The following is a 16,570-nucleotide window of genomic DNA, read 5'->3' on the forward strand; positions in this document are numbered from 1 at the left end:
ATTCCGCCTCCTGCTCGCGCTGGCGCAGAGGCCGCGACTTGTTCTCTCTCGCGACCAACTGCTTGATCTCACAAGCGGCCGTGGCGCCCAGGCGTTCGACCGCAGCATCGATAATCAGATCAGCCGGTTGCGCCGCAAAGTCGAACGTGATCCCGCGGATCCGCAACTCATCAAGACCGTTTGGGGCGATGGATACCAGCTTGCCGCCGACGTTGAGGAGGCCTCATGATCGGCCTGTTCTTTCGCTCGTTGGCTGGCCGGCTTGCGCTCGTTCTGGTCGCCGCCCTCCTCATGGCTCAGGTCGCGGCCATCGCCGTATTCTGGGCCGACACGTCGCGGGTGCGGCGCGCTGCGGTGCGCACCCAAGAGGCGGATCGCGTCGCGACGTTGGCGCGGGTGATCGCCGCGGTCCCGACGGCTGCCCGTGAAGATATAATACGGGCCTTCGCAACTCCCCGCCACCGCTACTGGGCGGGCGCAACCTCGCTCGTTGCTCGGGAAGACATGGGCGAACAGGAGCGCCAGGTTGCCGACAATATCCGCCGCTTGATGAGAAACAGTGCTCATGATCCGCGCATAGGTCTTGTCGAGCGCAACGTCGAGGACGGTTTGGGTGCCTCAGCTCGCGTGCTGCCTAACGCCCTCGAAGTCTCAGTTCAACTGACCGACGGCACCTGGCTCAACGGAGAAACGGCGCTGTGGCTGCCGAAAGCCCCGTTTGTGAACATGTTGCGATATATGACAGTGGCTAGCGTGTTGTCCATCGTGCTCGTCGTGCTGTTGGCAGCCCGCTGGATCACGCGTCCATTGAGCGCTCTGGCCGACGCGGCGGATCGTCTCGGGCGCGGAGAGGCGGTCGAGCTATCACTGCTGTCGGGACCAAGCGAGGTCGTCCGGACGCTGAATGCTTTCAACATCATGCAGCAGCGGCTCTCGCGCTTCTTGGCGGATCGGCTGACGATGGTCGCCGCCATTAGTCACGACCTGCGCACGCCGATCACGGCGGCCCGGTTGCGGGCGGAAATGATCGAGGACTCGGAGGTCAGAGAGGCCATCGTCCGGTCGTTGACCGATATGCAGCACATCACCGAGGCAACGCTAAGCTTCGCGCGTGATGAAACCCTCTCCGAGGAGCCGCGGACGATCGATCTGAACTCTCTGCTCGAAGCCGTCGCAGACGATCTCACGGCGGTCGGATGTGACGTCAGCGTCGCGGCGGACGGCCACCTGCCCTATCGATGCCGACCGGCTCTGCTGCGACGCGCCCTAACCAATCTCATGAGCAATGCCGCCAAGTATGGCAACTGCGCACGCGTCGCCTTGGAGCTTACCGGTGAGCACGCCCGCATCACGATTGACGACGAGGGACCTGGCTTGCCCAGCGATCAGTTGCAGAAAGTGTTCGAGCCATTCGTGCGACTGGATCCATCGCGAAGCAACGAGACTGGAGGCATAGGCCTTGGCCTGTCGATTGCCCGGTCGGCGGTTCGGGCGCACGGTGGCGAAGTTACCTTGATGAACATGAGCTGCGGGCTGCGAGCCCAAGTCGTTCTGCCGCGGTGCGTCCCGGATCCATGGAAGGCAAGTTAGAGCCGCTTTGCTGCTGATGCAGCGGACATACAGAACTTAACCCGTTTTATTGGCAGCAGTCTTCCAAATTCACCGCATGGCAAAGCGTCCGCTGATGAGGCTGGCGACACCAGCGAGACGGCCGCTAATGCGCTCGCCGGAATTGTTCGGCATGTAGGTTAAGCCCTGTTCACTCGCCATCTGCCGGCCCACGTGCTCAACCTCCCGTCGCTCAAGGGTCGCGACGGTACTGACAGGGATGTGGTGCTATCCTTGGCGGTCGCGAGCCCGATATTCACGAGCTGTCGCGCCCGACCATTCAGGGCCGTCTTGAGCTGTCCGCCAAATCCGTCGGCAATCGCGGTGACGGTCGTGCGTGATGTGCTCGCGATGAGCCAGGTCGCGCCCTCGCTGCCGATCTGCGCATGACATGCGACATTTCAAGCCCGACGAGCGAGGACGTCTCCCATTTCATGTCGCGTCCATGTCGCGCGGAGTCGCCGGCAATGTTTGGGAGCCATTGAAAACAAACGGAAACTTTTCCGACATGACGCGACATGGAATCCGTGAGAACGCGTCGCAACTAGTCTTCTAGTCCATTGATTCTCAACGAACTTAATTGGCTGGGGCGGGAGGGATCGAACCTCCGAATGGCGGAATCAAAATCCGCTGCCTTACCGCTTGGCTACGCCCCAACTGGCCGTGCTCGGGAGGGCCTGGCACGGATCGCGCGCGACTCCCGGCAGAGCCGGTCTATAGAGAGGGATCAGTCTTTTCAACCGGTTCAGCGGCTCAATTTCGCTGTGAAGGGTGCGGCAGGCGACCGGCCGCCAACTGGTATCCCGCCCACCGTGGTCATCGGTCCCCCTCGGCCGCACCCGTTAGGAGTTGAGAGGCCGGCTTTTTCGTGGGAAGACGGTGTCCTTCGCCCACTCGCTCCGCCCGAGGCTCCGCCCATGACGACCTATCGCGCGCCGATCAACGACATGCTGCTCTCGCTGAACCATGGCGCGGGCCTGAAGGCGGCCGTCGAAGCCGGGCATTACGGCGATTTCGACGCCGACATCACCGCCGCCGTGCTGGAGGAAGCCGGCAAGTTCGCCGCCGACGTGCTGGCGCCGCTCAATCGCGTAGGTGACAAGCACGGCATCAAGCTCCAGGACAACGCCGTGACGACCGCGCCGGGCTGGCCGCAGGCCTACCGGCAATGGAGCGAGGCCGGCTGGAACGCGGTGTCGGGTCCGGAAGCGTTCGGCGGCCAGGGCCTGCCGCTCGCCATCAACGCCGCCTGCACCGAGATCTGGAGCGCCGCCAACGTCGCCTTCGGCCTCTGTCCGCTGCTCACGCTGTCGGCGATCGAGGCGCTCGACGCGCATGGCAGCGACGAGCTGAAGACAATCTATCTCGGCAAGCTGATCTCCGGCGAATGGACCGGCACCATGCAGCTCACCGAGCCGCAGGCCGGTTCCGATGTCGGCGCCTTGCGCGCCACGGCGCAGCGCCAGGACGACGGCACATATCTGCTCAAGGGAGCCAAGATCTTCATCACCTATGGCGACCATGACATGACCGACAACATCGTGCATTTCGTGCTCGCCCGCCTGCCCGGTGCGCCGGCCGGCACCAGGGGCATTTCCCTGTTCCTGGTGCCAAAGTTCCTGGTCAATGCCGACGGCTCGCTCGGCAGGCGCAACGACATCTACTCGACCGGCGTCGAGCACAAGCTCGGCATGCATGCCTCGCCGACCTGCACCATGACGATGGGCGACCATGGCGGCGCGGTCGGCTATCTGATCGGCGAAGAAAACCGCGGCATGCAGTGCATGTTCACGATGATGAACCAGGCGCGCCTCGGCGTCGGCCTCGAAGGCGTCGGCGTCGCCGAGCGCGCCTATCAGCAGGCGCTCGACTACGCCCAGCAGCGCCGCCAGGGCCGCGCCGTCGGCAAGCCGGACGGCGAGGCGGATCCGATCCTGGTGCATCCGGACGTCAAGCGTATGCTGCTGCAGATGCGGGCGATGACGGCGGCGGCGCGCACCATCTGCTACGCGACCGCGGTGGCGCTGGACGTCTCGGTGCGCGCCGGCGACGCCAAGGTGCGAAGCGAAGCCGCCGCCCGCGGCGCATTGCTGACGCCGATCGCCAAAGCCTATTCCACCGACATCGGCAACGAGGTCGCCTATCTCGGCGTGCAGGTGCATGGCGGCATGGGTTTCATCGAGGAGACCGGCGCCGCACAGCATTATCGCGACGCGCGCATCACCGCGATCTATGAGGGCACCAACGGCATCCAGGCGATCGACCTCGTCACCCGCAAGCTCGCCGCCGATGGCGGCGCCTCGGTATGGGCGCTGCTCGACGAGTTGTCCGCGACCGTGAAGCAGGTCGAGGCCTCCAACGATCCCGCCTTCGGCACCACGGGCGCGAAGCTGCGCGAGGCGCTTGCCGCACTGGAACGCGCCAGCCGCTGGCTCCTGGAGCGCGTCACTACCAAACCGAACGACGCGCTCGCCGGCGCCACGCCCTATCTGCGGCTGTTCGGCGCCACGCTCGGCGGCTGCTGTCTCGCCGGCGAAGCGCTCGCCGCGCGCGACAATGGCACCGGCGATCACGAGCGCTACGTGGCGCTGGCGCGCTTCTTCGCCGAGAACGTCTCCGTGCAGGCACCCTCGCTGGAGAGGACCGTGACCGAAAGCGCGGACGCCGTGAACGGCGCGGATGCGGTGCTGCTGGTGTAGCAAAGGACCGCAGCGCACGACGGCGCGCTGCCTCTGCGGTCAGCTACGTCGAGGGGTCACCGCCAAGCGCCGCGCGCTCGTTCGGCGTCAGGACGCGCGGCCAGCCATGACACGGCCCCCGTTGATGCAGCCCCGGCATCGGATATCAGGAGATCGTCGGGCCGATGGCAGCATCCACGGGGTCGCAGCGCCGGCGGCGTTCGTCGTTCGGCCGACACAATCAAAAATTGTATCTCATTTCCGCGCACTTGAAAAGGTGCGCCGTCATGAACGCGAGCCAAACTATTGCGTCGCGAGAGTCGAAGCCAGCCATGCGGCTGCCACAAACGTCATTCGAAATGTGACGTTTATATATGGTGTCCGGCGCGTGCCGTCACCCTGGTAGTTTCTGCTTTGACACTTGGCGGCAGGGGATAGCCATGAGTGTTGACGAGTTTCGGTTCCGTCCTGGCGCGGCTTCCGCGCTGGTCGAGCCCGGTCCGCATGCTGCGACGGACCGGCCGGCCACGACCGCCGCCATCCTGCAATTGAGGCCGGGTCCGCCGGCGCTTCACGATCGGCGCCTTTCCCCCGAACGCCTGCATCAAATCGATCGCGCGTTCTTCGGGCCGTTCTTCAGGGAGAAGTACGGTACCGGCGGCGACAAGGCGCTCGAAAACGGCCGCATCCGCTATTATGGCCCGCTGCAGCCCGCCAGCGGTGCGGGCGACCTGACCGGACGCCGCTACGTGCACGAGTTCGACACCATGACCGGCTGCACGCGGGGCTGGCACGAGACGCTCGACGGCGTGGGCCAGGTTCGGCAGGTTCGCCCCGAGCGGCGTGACGGAGTGACGAGACACTATCAGTTTGATGGCAACGGTCGATACAGAGGGTGCTGGTAACATGGAGATCCATCTCCAGGCTGTGCGTCGGGTGTTCGAGGATGTACTGAACGGTCGGGTTACGCGGGAACAGGCGGACCGTTGGGCCTACATGGTGATGCAGGAGGAGGAGACCGGCGTCGTCGCCTACGCGCCGCCCCACGAAAGGGAACGGATCTGGGCCGGTGTCATGTACCTCTATGGGGTCGACGCGATGAAGGCGCCGAACGCCTATCTCCACTCCGGCGACGACATCAGGGCAGCCATGGTGGCCCATCTCGGCGGCGGGCTGGAGACGCTGAGCAGCGTCGATCTGGCGGCCACGCAAGCCGCGGTCGCCATGTTCGGCCGAAGATAGATCGACGGCCGGACCAAAATACCCCCACCACCCAGCGTTGCGCTTGCGCGGGTGGTCAGAAAACTGAATGATCTCCTTGATGTCCCCCGGCGCGCCGATCCGATGGCGGTTGCGCCCTCAGGGCCTGTTCTAGGAGAGCCGAGCATGTCGACGCTCACCCCGCACGGCGCCTGCCTCTCGTGGCAGCCGGAGTTCATCTGGCTGAATGCCGTTTCCGACGCCATGGTCGCCTGCGCCTGGTTTGCCACCGCCTTCGTCCTCGGATCGTACATGATGCGACGTCGTCGCGACGTGATGTTCCCGAGCGTATTCTGGTCCCTCACCGTCTTCGCCGCGGCGAGCGGCACGAGCCGCCTGCTGGATATCTTTGGCTTGTGGATGCCGGCCTACGGCATCGAGGTCGCCGTCAAGGTCGCGGTCGCGCCGATCGCGGCGGCGGTCACCGTGGCCATGCTGCTGATGCGGCCTCGGCTCCTGGTGCTGCCGACCCGAATCCAGCTCCAGCAGGCCTATGCCGCGCTCGAGGAGGAGACCCGACAGCGTCGCAAGGCCGAGGCCATGGTCCGGCGCTTCCAGGAGATCGAGGCCAACGAGGCCCAGATCCGGCAAGCCCAGAAGATGGAGGCGATCGGCCAGCTCACCGGCGGCGTCGCCCACGACTTCAACAACATCCTGACCGTGATCACCGGCTCGATCGAGATCCTCGGCGACGCGGTCAAGGACAACCCGCTCCTCAACCAGATCACCAACATGATCAGCGCCGCCGCATCGCGCGGCGCCGACCTGACCCAGCATCTGCTGGCCTTTGCCCGGCGCCAGCCGCTGCAGCCGCGCGCGACCGACGTCAACGCGCTGGTCGTCGACGCCGCGCGGCTGCTGCGGCCGACGCTCGGCGAGCAGGTCGAGATCGATTCGATGCTGGCGCATGACGCCGCGCCGGCCCTGATCGACCCGAGCCAGCTTTCGACCGCCATCCTGAACCTCGCCTTCAACGCGCGCGACGCCATGCCCGATGGTGGCAAGCTGACGCTGGAAACCAGGAACGTCGTGCTCGACCAGGACTATGCGGCCATGAATCCCGAGGTGAAGCCCGGCGACTACGTCATGATCGCGGTGAGCGACACCGGTGCGGGAATCCCCGGCAGCCTGCTCAACAAGGTGTTCGAGCCGTTCTTCACCACCAAGGGCGTCGGAAAGGGATCGGGGCTCGGGCTCAGCATGGTCTACGGCTTCGTCAAGCAGTCCGACGGCCACATCAAGATCTACAGCGAGGAAGGTCACGGCACCGCGGTGAAGCTGTACTTGCCGCAGGCCGCGTGCGTGCCGGCCGCGCCGGCCGCCGAGACCGGAATCGTCGGGAACGAGCGCGGCGACGAATCCATCCTGATCGTCGAGGATGACGCGCTGGTCCGCGACTACGTCGTGACCCAGGTCGGCCGCCTCGGTTACGAGACGCTCGCCGCCAGCAACGCCGCCGAGGCTCTGGCCATCATCGATGGGCCTGCGCACATCGATCTCCTGTTCACCGACGTCATCATGCCCGGCGGCATGAACGGCCGTCAGCTCGCGACCGAGGCGCAGCAACGCCGTCCCGGGCTCAAGGTGCTGTTCACGTCAGGCTATACCGAGAACGCCATCGTGCATCACGGTCGGCTCGATGCCGGCGTGCTGCTGTTGGCAAAACCCTATGTCAGCGCCGACCTGGCGCGGATGATCCGCACCGCGCTGGCGGCGTAGCCGCGCACGGCTTTCGTGCGTGGCGAGATTAGAGCAGCATGCAGGGGGGCGCTCCCTGAGCGCACCCCGTGCGGACGTGAGTTTTCCGACCCGGTCTTGACCAGGAACCAGCAGACGTCAGCTCGGTGCGCCGGCCACATGCTCGTGAAAGCTCGCCTCGAGCTCGGCGCGCGCGATCCCGCGGACGATGAACACGATCCGCGAGCGATGGTCGGCATCCGGCCACGCATCGAGCTGCACCGGCGGATGGAAGACGTGATGCACGCCGTGAATGGCGACCGGCGCGGCCTCGCCGCTCAGGTTCAGGATACCTTTCACACGCAAGAGATCGTCCCCTGCGCCGCGCCGCACCCGGTCGAGCCATCTGGAGAGCGCCTGCCACGACAGCGGCTGCTCGCTCACGAGACAGAACGCCTGGACATCATGGTGATGGTGGTCATGATGATGATCATGATGTTCGCCCTGCGCGCCTTCGTGATCGCCATGATTGTCGACACGATAGGCTTCCTCATTGATCCAGCGCTGGACGTCGACGGTCTTGCGCCGGGGATCGAACAGTGACGCACCGAACAGCACGTCCGGCTCGATCTCGCCGTTGGTGACGACATACCGGGCGGCGGCGGGATTGAGCGCGATGAGTTGCCGCAGCAGGGGATCGATCGCCTCCGGCGACGCCAGGTCCGTCTTGGTCAGCAGCAGGCGATCAGCGAGCGCCGCCTGCTTGACCGCCTCGGCGTGCTCGCCGAGCTGGCGGTGTCCGTTCACCGCATCGAGCGTCGTCACCACGGTATCGAGGCGCACGAAATGGCCGACCAGCGGGTTGTTCAGCATGAGCTGAACGATCGGCGCCGGATCGGCGAGCCCGGTCGTCTCCAGCAGAATCCGCGAAAAAGCCGGCACTTCGCCGCGATCTCGCCGCGCCAACAGGTCGCGCAACGTCTGCTCGAGGTCGCTGCGCAGCGTGCAGCAGACGCAACCGCTCGCGAGAATGGCGACCTCGCCCTCGATCGCCTCGACCAGGAGATGGTCGAGCGGCACCTCGCCGAACTCGTTGATGATCACGGCGCTGTCGCCCATGCCGTCATGGCGCAACAGCTTGTTGAGCAGGGTCGTCTTGCCACTGCCGAGAAAGCCGGTGATCACCGAGACCGGCAGCCGCGACGCCGACGCGTCGCCATCGAACAAACCCATGAGCATTTCCCCCGGCGCTGCAATGCACGCTCCACGATCTCGACGCGGCACTGCTCATCGCCTTGTAGCCGTCGCAACCGCATCCTATCATCGTCACGCGTCAAAGTCGTCGCCGATCGATGAGCGAAAACGGACGCGCGGAGGAAACACATGACAGACAGCAACAAGCCGTTGGACGATGAAGCACCGGCGTCGACCGACCGCCGGGGATTCTTGAAAGCCGCTGGCCTCGCCGGTGCCGGCACGGTCGCGGTCGCCGGCGCGACACATGGCAAGTTCGGGCTCGCGCCGATCACGGCGGCGCAGGCCGACACGTTGTCGCCGCCGAGGCTGAGCGAGCAAAAATGGTGGCCCTCGAAATGGGGTGCCGACGACCAGGCCGGCGCCTCCAACCACATGACGCCGGCCAAGGTGCTCGACGCCATCAAGTGGATCAAGGACGGCAAGGTCTACAAGATCGGCCACAACTACGAGTCCACCATGCCGCTGTTCGGCAAGCGCGTGTTCACGCTGCGCATTCCGGGCAGCCCGACCGGCGGCCCGTTCGGCGACAACCGCATGGTCTATCACGACGAGTTCGTGACCACCGAGATCGGCCAGGTCGGCACCCAGTTCGACGGCCTCGGTCACATCGGCATTCAATTGGGCGCCGACGGCGACAAGCGCCAGATGCATTTCTACAACGGCCATGCCGCCTCGGATTTCAGCGATCCCTATGGGCTGAAGAAGCTCGGCGTCGAGAACTGCAAGCCATTCTTCACCCGTGGCCACCTGATCGACATGGTCGCGGTGAAGGGGCGCATGATGGAGGCGGGCGAGGAGATCGGCGTGGCCGACGTGCGCGCGGCGCTGCAAAAGCAGAACATGTCGGAGGCCGACTTCAAGGCGGGCGACGCGATCTTCTTCCACACCGGCTGGAGCTCGCTGTGGGGCAAGAACAACGACAAGTACAACAGCGGCGAGCCCGGCATGGGCCTCGAGCTCGCGGACTGGGTGATCCAGAAGGACCTCTGCCTGACCGGCGGCGATACCTGGGCGGTGGAGGTCGTTCCCAATCCCGACAAGACGCTGGCGTTCGCGGTGCATTCGACCCTGCAGACCAAGCACGGCATCTACAATCACGAGAACCTGGTGTTCGACGAGCTGATCGCCGACAAGAAGTATCAGTTCGTCTACATCTTCACGCCGGTGCCGATCGTCGGCGGCACCGGCTCGCCGGGCTCGCCCATCGCCGTGACCTGACGACGCGCGGCGGCGGGACGATCGAGCCCGCCGCCCATCGCCCCGGCAACGCGGGCGTTCCCTGCTCATTTGAGAGCGCACACTCGCCGTCGCCGAGCGGCCGGAACGCCCGATCGGCGGGAATCGTCGAGATCAGCCGGTCGTAGTCGTAGGCGTATTTCGATTCCTCCGGCTTCTTCACCTCGAATGGATCCATCGGGTGCACGACGCCGCCGTCGGCCCGGATCGCGACCTCGCCGAACAGCTTGTCCTTGCCGTTGAGCTTCTTCATCTCCGGCACGAGGTCCCTGGCATTGTCGCTGCCGGTCGCGGCGACCGCGCATGGCGCTTTCGCCGTCGCTCACCTCGACGACGTCACCCCGTCGCCGGGATGGATGAAGGTGATCGTGGGCATCGGCGCGCGCCTCGTCAGGCCGGGGTGATGGTGACCGGCAGACTGTCGAGCCCGCGCAACGTGTTGTTGAAGCGGCGCTTGGGCTCGCCGGCGATCTCGATCGCGGCGACGCGGCGCGCCAGCGCCGCCAGCATCGCCTCGCCTTCGAGCCGCGCGACGAGCTGACCGACGCACATGTGGATGCCCGAGCCGAAACCGACATGACCGGAGGTGCGCCTGTGGATATCGTAGCTGTCCGGATTGTCCCAGCGCCGCGGATCGCGATTGGCCGCGGCGAGGAACATCAGGACCTTTTCGCCCTCGCCGATGCGCGCCCCGCCAAGCTCGACGTCGCGCGTCGTGGTGCGGAAGAAGGTCTGCACCGGGCTCTCGAACCGCACCGCCTCCTCGAACGCATTGCGCGCCAGCGTCGGATCGTCGCGCAGCAGCTTCCACTGCTCGGGGAAGCGCGCCAGGCAGTAGATCGCCGCGCCGATGCCGTTGACGGTGGTGTCGAGGCCGGCCGACAGCAGCGAGCGCACCAGCAGCGGCGCCTCGGCGGCGGTGATCCTGCCCTCGTCGACCTCGGCATGGATGCATGCGCCGAAGCCGCCCGGCGCGAGGTTCTCGCGCCGACACTGCTCGGCGATATAGGCCTGGTGCGGCGCCGAGCGCTCGATCGCCTCCTGGCGCAGATGGTTCGGCGGCCCGAACGCGTTGAACACCAGGCTCGCATAGGGCAGCAGGTGCTCGCGCCCTTCCGGCTTCAGCGCGAGCGCATCGGGGAAGATCGAGAGCGGATAGGCCTCGGCGATATCCGCGATCGCGTCGAAGCTCCGCTTGTCGAGCAGCTCGGTGACCTTGGCCTCGGCCGCCGCGGCGAAGCGGTCGCGCACCTGCTTCATCGCGGTGGGTGACAGCACCCGGCTGAGCGCGGCACGCGTGCGCGTATGCGCGGGCGGATCGGCCTCGAGGATGAGGCTCGGGGGCCGCCACGGCTCCTCCTTCTTGAAATCGCTCAGGCCGACGCCGCGGCTCGAGCAGAACGTCACGGGATCGTTCAGCACCGCATGCACCTCGGCGTAGCGGGCGACGCCATAAACGTTCCATTTGTCGAGATGGACGACAGGTCCGGCTTCCCGCAGCACTTCGTGGGTCGGATACGGGTCGGTGAAGAATGCCATCGAGAATGGATCGACATCGAGATGCGGAACGGCCGCTGGATCGCCTTTCGACGATGGGGATCCGGATGTGTTCATGGCAATCCTCCCTCATTTTGGCCTTGTGAAGCGCCGGCCCATGTCCTTATTTCGTTCGCGCACGCCGTGAGCCCGATTCCGACATGACCCCGCCGTCGAGCCAGTCCCGAAACAAGGTGGTGACCGCGCATGCCGGTCTGACGCTCGATCTCGATCGTTACGTTCCGGCCCTCGTCACCTTCATTGCCAACAAGCTGTCGAACAGCGCGACCGCGCGCTACCAGCGCGAATTCGGCGTCAACGTCACGGAATGGCGGATCATGGCGCTGCTCGCGATCGAGCCCGGGATTCCGGCCTCGCGCATCTGCAGCGTCATCGGCTTCAACAAGGGCCCGGTCAGCCGCGCCCTGGCCGCGATGGAGAGCCGCGGGCTGATCGCGATCCGCACCGGAGCGAATGACGGCCGCACCCACGCCATCTCGCTGACGGCAAGGGGACGCGCCACGCACGACAAGGTCATCATGGCGGCGCTGGATCGCGAGCGCCGTCTGTTGTCTTGCCTGAGCCGCGACGAGCGGGAGTTGCTGATCGATCTTCTGCGGCGCCTGCACGACAATCTGGGCGCCGTCACCGGCAATCATTGAGGACGACCGCCCTGCCCGGTCGGCTGCCGCTCCGGACGCGGCTTGGCGACAGTCGGACGACCATCCGCTGGACACGGCTCCTCCAGAATGGTGACGCGATTGGCTCGCTGTTGCTTCCCGCAATACGCCGAATTAGTTGCCTTGGCAACTATGTTGCACCGGGCGGCGCGCTCGCTGCAGGTGACTGGAGGGCGGATCGCGGGCGGCCTCGACCTGTGACCTGATTCACAGGCTCGGCAGTCGAGTTGCCGCATAATGCATGCGCTCGCCGAGATTGTTGCGGCCGGCTTCGCTGCTTCTGAAGCGGGCCGCGTCCGCCGGCACTCGGGCGATTTTCCGAACAGGAGGGTGTCATGCAATCAATGCGCTTAGCGAAAGCAGCCCTGATCGTCGCCGGATGCATCGGCTTTCAGCCGGCCGCGGCTCTGGCCGACGCGACCGCCTGGTCGACCAACGCGGCGTCCTGCGTGCCGGTCAGCGAGACCGGCCTCACCATCACCGCGGGTGCGGTGACCGCCGGCGCCGGCACTACGGTCACGCTGTATTGCGGGATCACGCGCGCTGCACTGACGGGAGGCTTCGACAGCATCGAGATCACCTACAAGGGCGGCATCGGCATCGTCGTGGGCAATGCCGGCGCGGCCGATGCCGCCGGCGGCGCCGAGGAACGAACGGGGGCGATTATTCCCATCGGCTCGTCACTGACGTCCGAGTTCATCGAAATGTCGAAGGCGACGGGCAACGAAACCGTGAAGTGCGGCATTCAGGCCAAGAATTCGTCTACGGTCACGACGGAGAGAAATCTGTGCGAGAACTCCGTCGTCGATTTCAACACGAACCTCTACTACCTGCGGATCGTGCTGAGATCGGGCATCGTCGCCGGGCAGCAGAGGACCGTGTTCGGGAGTTCGCTGATTTCGACCCGGTGAGCGGATTTCGCGGCCGCGCCACTGCCGGCCGAGGAAGAACAGACACACGACGGCGGCGGACCGCGTCGGGGGCGCCGCCGCCATTCAGCATCATCGCCGATTTGTCCTTCTATTCTATTCGGACAGAGCTTTCGCCCTCGGCCTGCACCAGAGTGAGTGTCCCCGGCGCACCCTCGCCGTTAACGAGATAGCGGTAGCTGTCGATGACAGGTCCGTCGGGAATGCCGAGAAGCTTCGCAAGCTCGACCATCCGGTCCTCGGCAAAGACGAATTCCTTGGCAGCGGAGCGCGGCTCATCATTGGGGCCCTCCATGTCGGCCCACCGCGTTTCGGCTTGCGCCAGAAATTCCTCCAGACTCGGCGGATTTGGCATCTTCGCGGCGAGTGCCGGATAAGACTGGCGCAACTTTTTCCGCACCGCATCCCTCACGGCGGCACGGTCAGTCTTCCTGACTGGTTGCTCCGAAGCAACCTCTTCCGGATGCAGCAGTCGCCACAACTGGTCTTTCGAGAAGTTAGGCGGCCTGCAGACCTTCAGCTTTTCAGGGTTGCCGCCTTCGGGCGGCGCTTCCTTGTCCGTAAAGAAGCCCGGTGCCGAATTGTAGCGGTCCAGCTCTTTGCCACCCTCGTAGAGCCAGTAGAGAAATACGTCGCTGTCATGAACGATGAAGGCGATGACCGGCCGGTTCAGCGCCTTTGAGAGAGCACGGGCCATCTCAGGAAGCGCCGCATCATCCTGATCCGCGGCTTCGGGAAAGATGCTGATCCAGACGTCTCCAGAACCGCGGACATAGGCCGGCACGATCCGAAGGGAGCGGAGCGTCGCAACGACGTGCTCGCGGCTCCCCTGGTGGACATGAAGATTGGTGACGAATGTCCCCATGATGTTACGTTCCCTTCGTCGGCGCGACGCGACACAGACTCTTCTTTCGGGGCATGAGCACATCAACGCAAGCCAAAATATCCTGCTTCGTCTTGCCTAGATTGCGCTCTCGGCACGGTCGGCCCGCGAAAACGACCTGATGCATCGGAGATCGACCTCCACCCGAATGAGCGAGGCAACAAAATCAATGATGCAAAGGATATTCCGAGCGGGCGGCGCTACATCATGCTAAAATGACGCCCCGAACGATTCACGCACTTTAAACGTTGATTAACCTTCTACAGACTTGACGAACCAGGAACTCGCGATGGCTGAAACGTCAATCGAATGGACCGATGCGACGTGGAACCCGGTGGCGGGATGTACCATCCTCTCTCCCGGATGTACGAACTGCTACGCCATGCGCATGGCCGCGCGGCTCGAGGCCATGGGAACTGCAAAATACCGTGGTCTCACCCGCAAGAGCGGCAATCGCGCTGTATGGACCGGCAAGATCACCCTGGACCGGAAGGCCCTCGATATACCGAAGGCTTGGAAAAAGCCGCGGCAGATCTTCGTGAATTCAATGTCCGATCTCTTTCATGCCGACGTTCCATCGGACTTCGTGCGCGCGGTCTGGCGAACGATGGAAGAGACTCCGCAGCACACCTATCAAATCCTCACCAAACGGCCGGACAGGATGGCGGAAACCACTGCGGCCTTTCCACTGCTTCAAAATGTCTGGCTCGGAACAAGCGTCGAGACCTCAGATTATTTTAGCCGCATCGACGATCTTAGGCGCGTGAAATCGGTCGTGCGCTTCATCTCGTTCGAGCCTTTGCTGGGATCGGTCACCGAAGCCGACTTGACCGATATTCATTGGGCGATCGTCGGTGGCGAGAGTGGACCACGCGCCCGACCGATGAACGAGAAGTGGGTGCGTGGAATTCAAGAAGCTTGCCTGCGGTTCGGCACTGCGTTCTTCTTCAAGCAATGGGGCGGCAAGAACAAGAAGGCGGCGGGGCGCCTGCTTGACGACACGACCTACGACGGCATGCCATCGACGGCATCGGTCTAACGGACTCCGCGATATCTTGCGAAGATGTCTCTGATGATCCTTTCGGCAACCGGCTTCTGCGAAGCGAACAATAGATAGTATACTACCGCGTTGGTGCTGTTTCGCATTGGCAGCGGATCGGCGACAAAAGCAAGTCGGCAACCTTTTTCAGCCGTTCGCGGAATGCATCGACAATGGCTTCATTGCCCTGCTTGATGAGGTCGGGAGGATCAAAAAGATGCCCCTGGGGATTTTCAACATGGGCGACCTTGCGCCACGATTCGTCTCCCCAGAACAGATTCATTCTGGCAATCCCCTCCTCCGGCACGCTCGCCGGATTGCGCCAAATCGCGTTTCTGTTCATGTCCATGACGGGGAAGTTGAGGAACATGTCGATCGCACCGGACCGCCCAGCCATCTCCATCGCTCGCCACTCCAAATGCAATCCGTACGGATCAAACAGGCAAAGTGCTCGATTGTAGTTCTCGTACTTGATCGTAGGTAACAGCCTGTCGATGAGGTATCTGGAAGCATCTCCAGTCTCGATATGAACGTTTTGGCGTCCGGCACATAGCGACTTGAGGTGTGCTGTTTTTCGCTCGTTCATGTCGATGAAGAAAAATCCGTCGAATGGCGGGGAAATCTTCAGCGCTCTCGCAGGGCTGCCTTCGATTTGCTTCCCGCTACGCTTGGAAACGTGGACGCCAGCGCCGCTAAAGGCATCGACATAGTATTTCTTCAGCCTTGGTTGATTCGGTCGCGGGCGACCAAAGGCCTTGGTGTAGGCTGCGCCATACTTCTCGACGATCCCAAGTTTGAGCTCGGACCAGACCCCTACCTCGTCAAACTTGAATGATGCTGAAGCAACCATGGATTACTGACTGCGCCCGTCGGTCTCCGCGACAGTTAGACATGCAAAGCGTGCGCTATGCAAATCCAGCAACGCAGGATTGATGTTGGGTCTATCGTCTTGCGATGACGCGCCTCATCCCCGATCGTCAACGCGGGCATCTGCCCGTCGCGCCAATTCGCCGCAGCCCGCAATTTCCGATTTTCGGAAGCGCCCTTGACGCCGACCCAAATCAGAGGCATAATGCGCCCGTCCTGTCCCGGCACGAGGGGCGCACGCGCGATCGTCACGAAACGCGGGGCAGGATGCGATGGACGCAGCCGGCCTGTCAGACGAACGGGATGGCTGCGGACGGCGAAGCCGTGTGGTCCTGACATCCCGACGCTGGTGTCAAGCTCGCAAAGACCGATGATCTTGCGAGTGACGGGGGCAAGAAAGCCCGGTCCTCGGGGAGAGCGCGGAGGAAACCGTTAAAACCGTTGCGCAGGGAAGGCCGGATGATCGGCTCGTACCTGTGGTGACTGCCGCCTGCTTTCCTTGTTGCAGGCGGGCCATGGGTGCGGTCGGCACCCGGTCTTCCCTGCGCCCTCGGCATTTTCGAGGGCGGTCCATCCGAACAATCCGGGCGTATTCGCGTCGCGGCAACGCGGCGTCATGCCCGTTTGACGGCTCGTCTGGGGATGCGTTAACGTATACGTTAATTCCTTCTTGCTCTCATCAAGCGATCGCCGTGCCCCATGTCCCGAAAAGAATCACCGTGGTCGACGTCGCCGCCCGCGACGGCCTGCAGAGCTTTCCGCGCTGGGTCGATACCGAGGTCAAGGTGCGGATGGTCGACCGCCTTTCCGAGGTCGGCTTCCCGTCATCGAGGTGACGAACTTCGCGCATCCGCGCGTCATCCCGCATCTGAAGGACGCCGAGGAGGTGATGCGGCGGATCGAGCGGCGGCCCGGCATCG

General features: G+C 64.1%; 16 protein-coding genes, 1 tRNA gene and 1 pseudogene. 11 read left to right on the forward strand and 7 right to left on the reverse strand.

What is annotated here, in order from left to right:
* Positions 1-229 (forward strand): helix-turn-helix domain-containing protein (locus JOY90_RS15175; RefSeq protein ID WP_291691933.1); only part of this gene is annotated, 229 nt, incomplete at its 5' end.
* Entirely contained in the window at positions 226-1,590 is a 1,365-nt protein-coding gene (locus JOY90_RS15180) for an ATP-binding protein (protein ID WP_291691934.1), read from the forward strand. The genes JOY90_RS15175 and JOY90_RS15180, both read left to right, overlap by 4 nt.
* 69 nt (positions 1,591-1,659) lie before the next feature.
* On the opposite strand, the gene JOY90_RS40155 is transcribed toward JOY90_RS15180, so the two are convergent.
* Entirely contained in the window at positions 1,660-1,830 is a 171-nt protein-coding gene (locus tag JOY90_RS40155) for a DUF3363 domain-containing protein (protein WP_367276941.1), read from the reverse strand.
* A 359-nt stretch (positions 1,831-2,189) separates the two neighbouring features.
* Positions 2,190-2,264: transfer RNA gene (locus JOY90_RS15185), tRNA-Gln, on the reverse strand.
* A gap of 261 nt (positions 2,265-2,525) precedes the next feature.
* Here JOY90_RS15185 and JOY90_RS15190 point away from each other — a divergent pair.
* The 4 genes from JOY90_RS15190 to JOY90_RS15205 all read left to right on the forward strand — a co-directional run bounded on the left by JOY90_RS15190 (position 2,526) and on the right by JOY90_RS15205 (position 7,265).
* Positions 2,526-4,307: an acyl-CoA dehydrogenase gene (locus JOY90_RS15190; RefSeq protein ID WP_291691935.1), complete on the forward strand. Its 1,782-nt coding sequence runs from the start codon at positions 2,526-2,528 to the stop codon at positions 4,305-4,307.
* A 419-nt stretch (positions 4,308-4,726) separates the two neighbouring features.
* Positions 4,727-5,191, forward strand: coding sequence for a hypothetical protein (locus tag JOY90_RS15195; protein ID WP_291691936.1), 465 nt, complete (start codon positions 4,727-4,729; stop codon positions 5,189-5,191).
* A 1-nt stretch (position 5,192) separates the two neighbouring features.
* The gene (locus JOY90_RS15200) at positions 5,193-5,528 is read left to right on the forward strand and encodes a hypothetical protein (protein ID WP_291691937.1); all 336 of its coding nucleotides are present in this window, start codon (positions 5,193-5,195) and stop codon (positions 5,526-5,528) included.
* A 144-nt stretch (positions 5,529-5,672) separates the two neighbouring features.
* Complete coding sequence (locus tag JOY90_RS15205; protein WP_291691938.1) at positions 5,673-7,265, forward strand: ATP-binding protein; 1,593 nt, start codon at positions 5,673-5,675, stop codon at positions 7,263-7,265.
* A 117-nt stretch (positions 7,266-7,382) separates the two neighbouring features.
* Here the strand turns inward: JOY90_RS15205 and JOY90_RS15210 are convergent, their stop codons facing one another.
* Entirely contained in the window at positions 7,383-8,456 is a 1,074-nt protein-coding gene (locus JOY90_RS15210; protein WP_291691939.1) for a GTP-binding protein, read from the reverse strand.
* 150 nt (positions 8,457-8,606) lie between these two features.
* Here JOY90_RS15210 and JOY90_RS15215 point away from each other — a divergent pair, with 150 nt between their 5' ends.
* A complete protein-coding gene (locus JOY90_RS15215; RefSeq protein ID WP_291691940.1) occupies positions 8,607-9,698 on the forward strand; it encodes a cyclase family protein in 1,092 nt (363 codons plus the stop codon).
* Positions 9,699-9,771: 73 nt separating this feature from the next.
* On the opposite strand, the pseudogene JOY90_RS15220 reads toward JOY90_RS15215, so the two are convergent.
* Positions 9,772-10,017, reverse strand: a pseudogene (locus JOY90_RS15220) (ABC transporter permease); the annotation flags it as partial.
* Here JOY90_RS15220 and JOY90_RS15225 point away from each other — a divergent pair.
* Entirely contained in the window at positions 9,992-10,120 is a 129-nt protein-coding gene (locus tag JOY90_RS15225) for a hypothetical protein (RefSeq protein ID WP_291691941.1), read from the forward strand. The pseudogene JOY90_RS15220 and the gene JOY90_RS15225 overlap by 26 nt on opposite strands.
* Here the strand turns inward: JOY90_RS15225 and JOY90_RS15230 are convergent.
* Positions 10,107-11,330 carry a cytochrome P450 gene (locus JOY90_RS15230; RefSeq protein ID WP_291691942.1) on the reverse strand — a complete coding sequence of 408 codons (1,224 nt, stop codon included), beginning with the start codon at positions 11,328-11,330 and terminating at the stop codon, positions 10,107-10,109. The genes JOY90_RS15225 and JOY90_RS15230 overlap by 14 nt on opposite strands.
* 83 nt (positions 11,331-11,413) lie before the next feature.
* On the opposite strand from JOY90_RS15230, the gene JOY90_RS15235 reads away from it, so the two are divergent.
* Both JOY90_RS15235 and JOY90_RS15240 read left to right on the forward strand, forming a co-directional pair.
* Positions 11,414-11,914, forward strand: a complete 501-nt coding sequence (locus JOY90_RS15235) for a MarR family transcriptional regulator (protein WP_291691943.1) — start codon at positions 11,414-11,416, stop codon at positions 11,912-11,914.
* A gap of 353 nt (positions 11,915-12,267) precedes the next feature.
* Entirely contained in the window at positions 12,268-12,843 is a 576-nt protein-coding gene (locus tag JOY90_RS15240) for a hypothetical protein (protein ID WP_291691944.1), read from the forward strand.
* Between the two features lie 109 nt (positions 12,844-12,952).
* Here the strand turns inward: JOY90_RS15240 and JOY90_RS15245 are convergent, their stop codons facing one another.
* Positions 12,953-13,726, reverse strand: a complete 774-nt coding sequence (locus JOY90_RS15245) for a hypothetical protein (RefSeq protein WP_291691945.1) — start codon at positions 13,724-13,726, stop codon at positions 12,953-12,955.
* Between the two features lie 307 nt (positions 13,727-14,033).
* On the opposite strand from JOY90_RS15245, the gene JOY90_RS15250 reads away from it, so the two are divergent.
* Entirely contained in the window at positions 14,034-14,783 is a 750-nt protein-coding gene (locus JOY90_RS15250) for a DUF5131 family protein (RefSeq protein ID WP_291691946.1), read from the forward strand.
* 82 nt (positions 14,784-14,865) lie between these two features.
* Here JOY90_RS15250 and tcmP read toward each other — a convergent pair whose 3' ends face one another.
* Positions 14,866-15,633 carry a three-Cys-motif partner protein TcmP gene (gene tcmP, locus JOY90_RS15255; RefSeq protein WP_291691947.1) on the reverse strand — a complete coding sequence of 256 codons (768 nt, stop codon included), beginning with the start codon at positions 15,631-15,633 and terminating at the stop codon, positions 14,866-14,868.
* Positions 15,634-16,570 lie beyond the last annotated feature (937 nt).

The organism is Bradyrhizobium sp., assembly GCF_019242285.1.
In the GTDB taxonomy this organism is placed as follows: Bacteria; Pseudomonadota; Alphaproteobacteria; order Rhizobiales; family Xanthobacteraceae; genus Bradyrhizobium.

Bases quoted from the DNA above. Each gene is read 5' to 3' on its own strand.
- tcmP (WP_291691947.1), bottom strand. From the start codon at position 15,633: ATGGTTGCTTCAGCATCATTCAAGTTTGACGAGGTAGGGGTCTGGTCC.
- JOY90_RS15245 (WP_291691945.1), bottom strand. From the start codon at position 13,726: ATGGGGACATTCGTCACCAATCTTCATGTCCACCAGGGGAGCCGCGAG.
- JOY90_RS15205 (WP_291691938.1), top strand. From the start codon at position 5,673: ATGTCGACGCTCACCCCGCACGGCGCCTGCCTCTCGTGGCAGCCGGAG.
- JOY90_RS15240 (WP_291691944.1), top strand. From the start codon at position 12,268: ATGCAATCAATGCGCTTAGCGAAAGCAGCCCTGATCGTCGCCGGATGC.
- JOY90_RS15215 (WP_291691940.1), top strand. From the start codon at position 8,607: ATGACAGACAGCAACAAGCCGTTGGACGATGAAGCACCGGCGTCGACC.
- JOY90_RS15200 (WP_291691937.1), top strand. From the start codon at position 5,193: ATGGAGATCCATCTCCAGGCTGTGCGTCGGGTGTTCGAGGATGTACTG.
- JOY90_RS15195 (WP_291691936.1), top strand. From the start codon at position 4,727: ATGAGTGTTGACGAGTTTCGGTTCCGTCCTGGCGCGGCTTCCGCGCTG.
- JOY90_RS15230 (WP_291691942.1), bottom strand. From the start codon at position 11,330: ATGAACACATCCGGATCCCCATCGTCGAAAGGCGATCCAGCGGCCGTT.
- JOY90_RS15190 (WP_291691935.1), top strand. From the start codon at position 2,526: ATGACGACCTATCGCGCGCCGATCAACGACATGCTGCTCTCGCTGAAC.
- JOY90_RS15235 (WP_291691943.1), top strand. From the start codon at position 11,414: ATGACCCCGCCGTCGAGCCAGTCCCGAAACAAGGTGGTGACCGCGCAT.
- JOY90_RS15180 (WP_291691934.1), top strand. From the start codon at position 226: ATGATCGGCCTGTTCTTTCGCTCGTTGGCTGGCCGGCTTGCGCTCGTT.
- JOY90_RS15210 (WP_291691939.1), bottom strand. From the start codon at position 8,456: ATGGGTTTGTTCGATGGCGACGCGTCGGCGTCGCGGCTGCCGGTCTCG.
- JOY90_RS15250 (WP_291691946.1), top strand. From the start codon at position 14,034: ATGGCTGAAACGTCAATCGAATGGACCGATGCGACGTGGAACCCGGTG.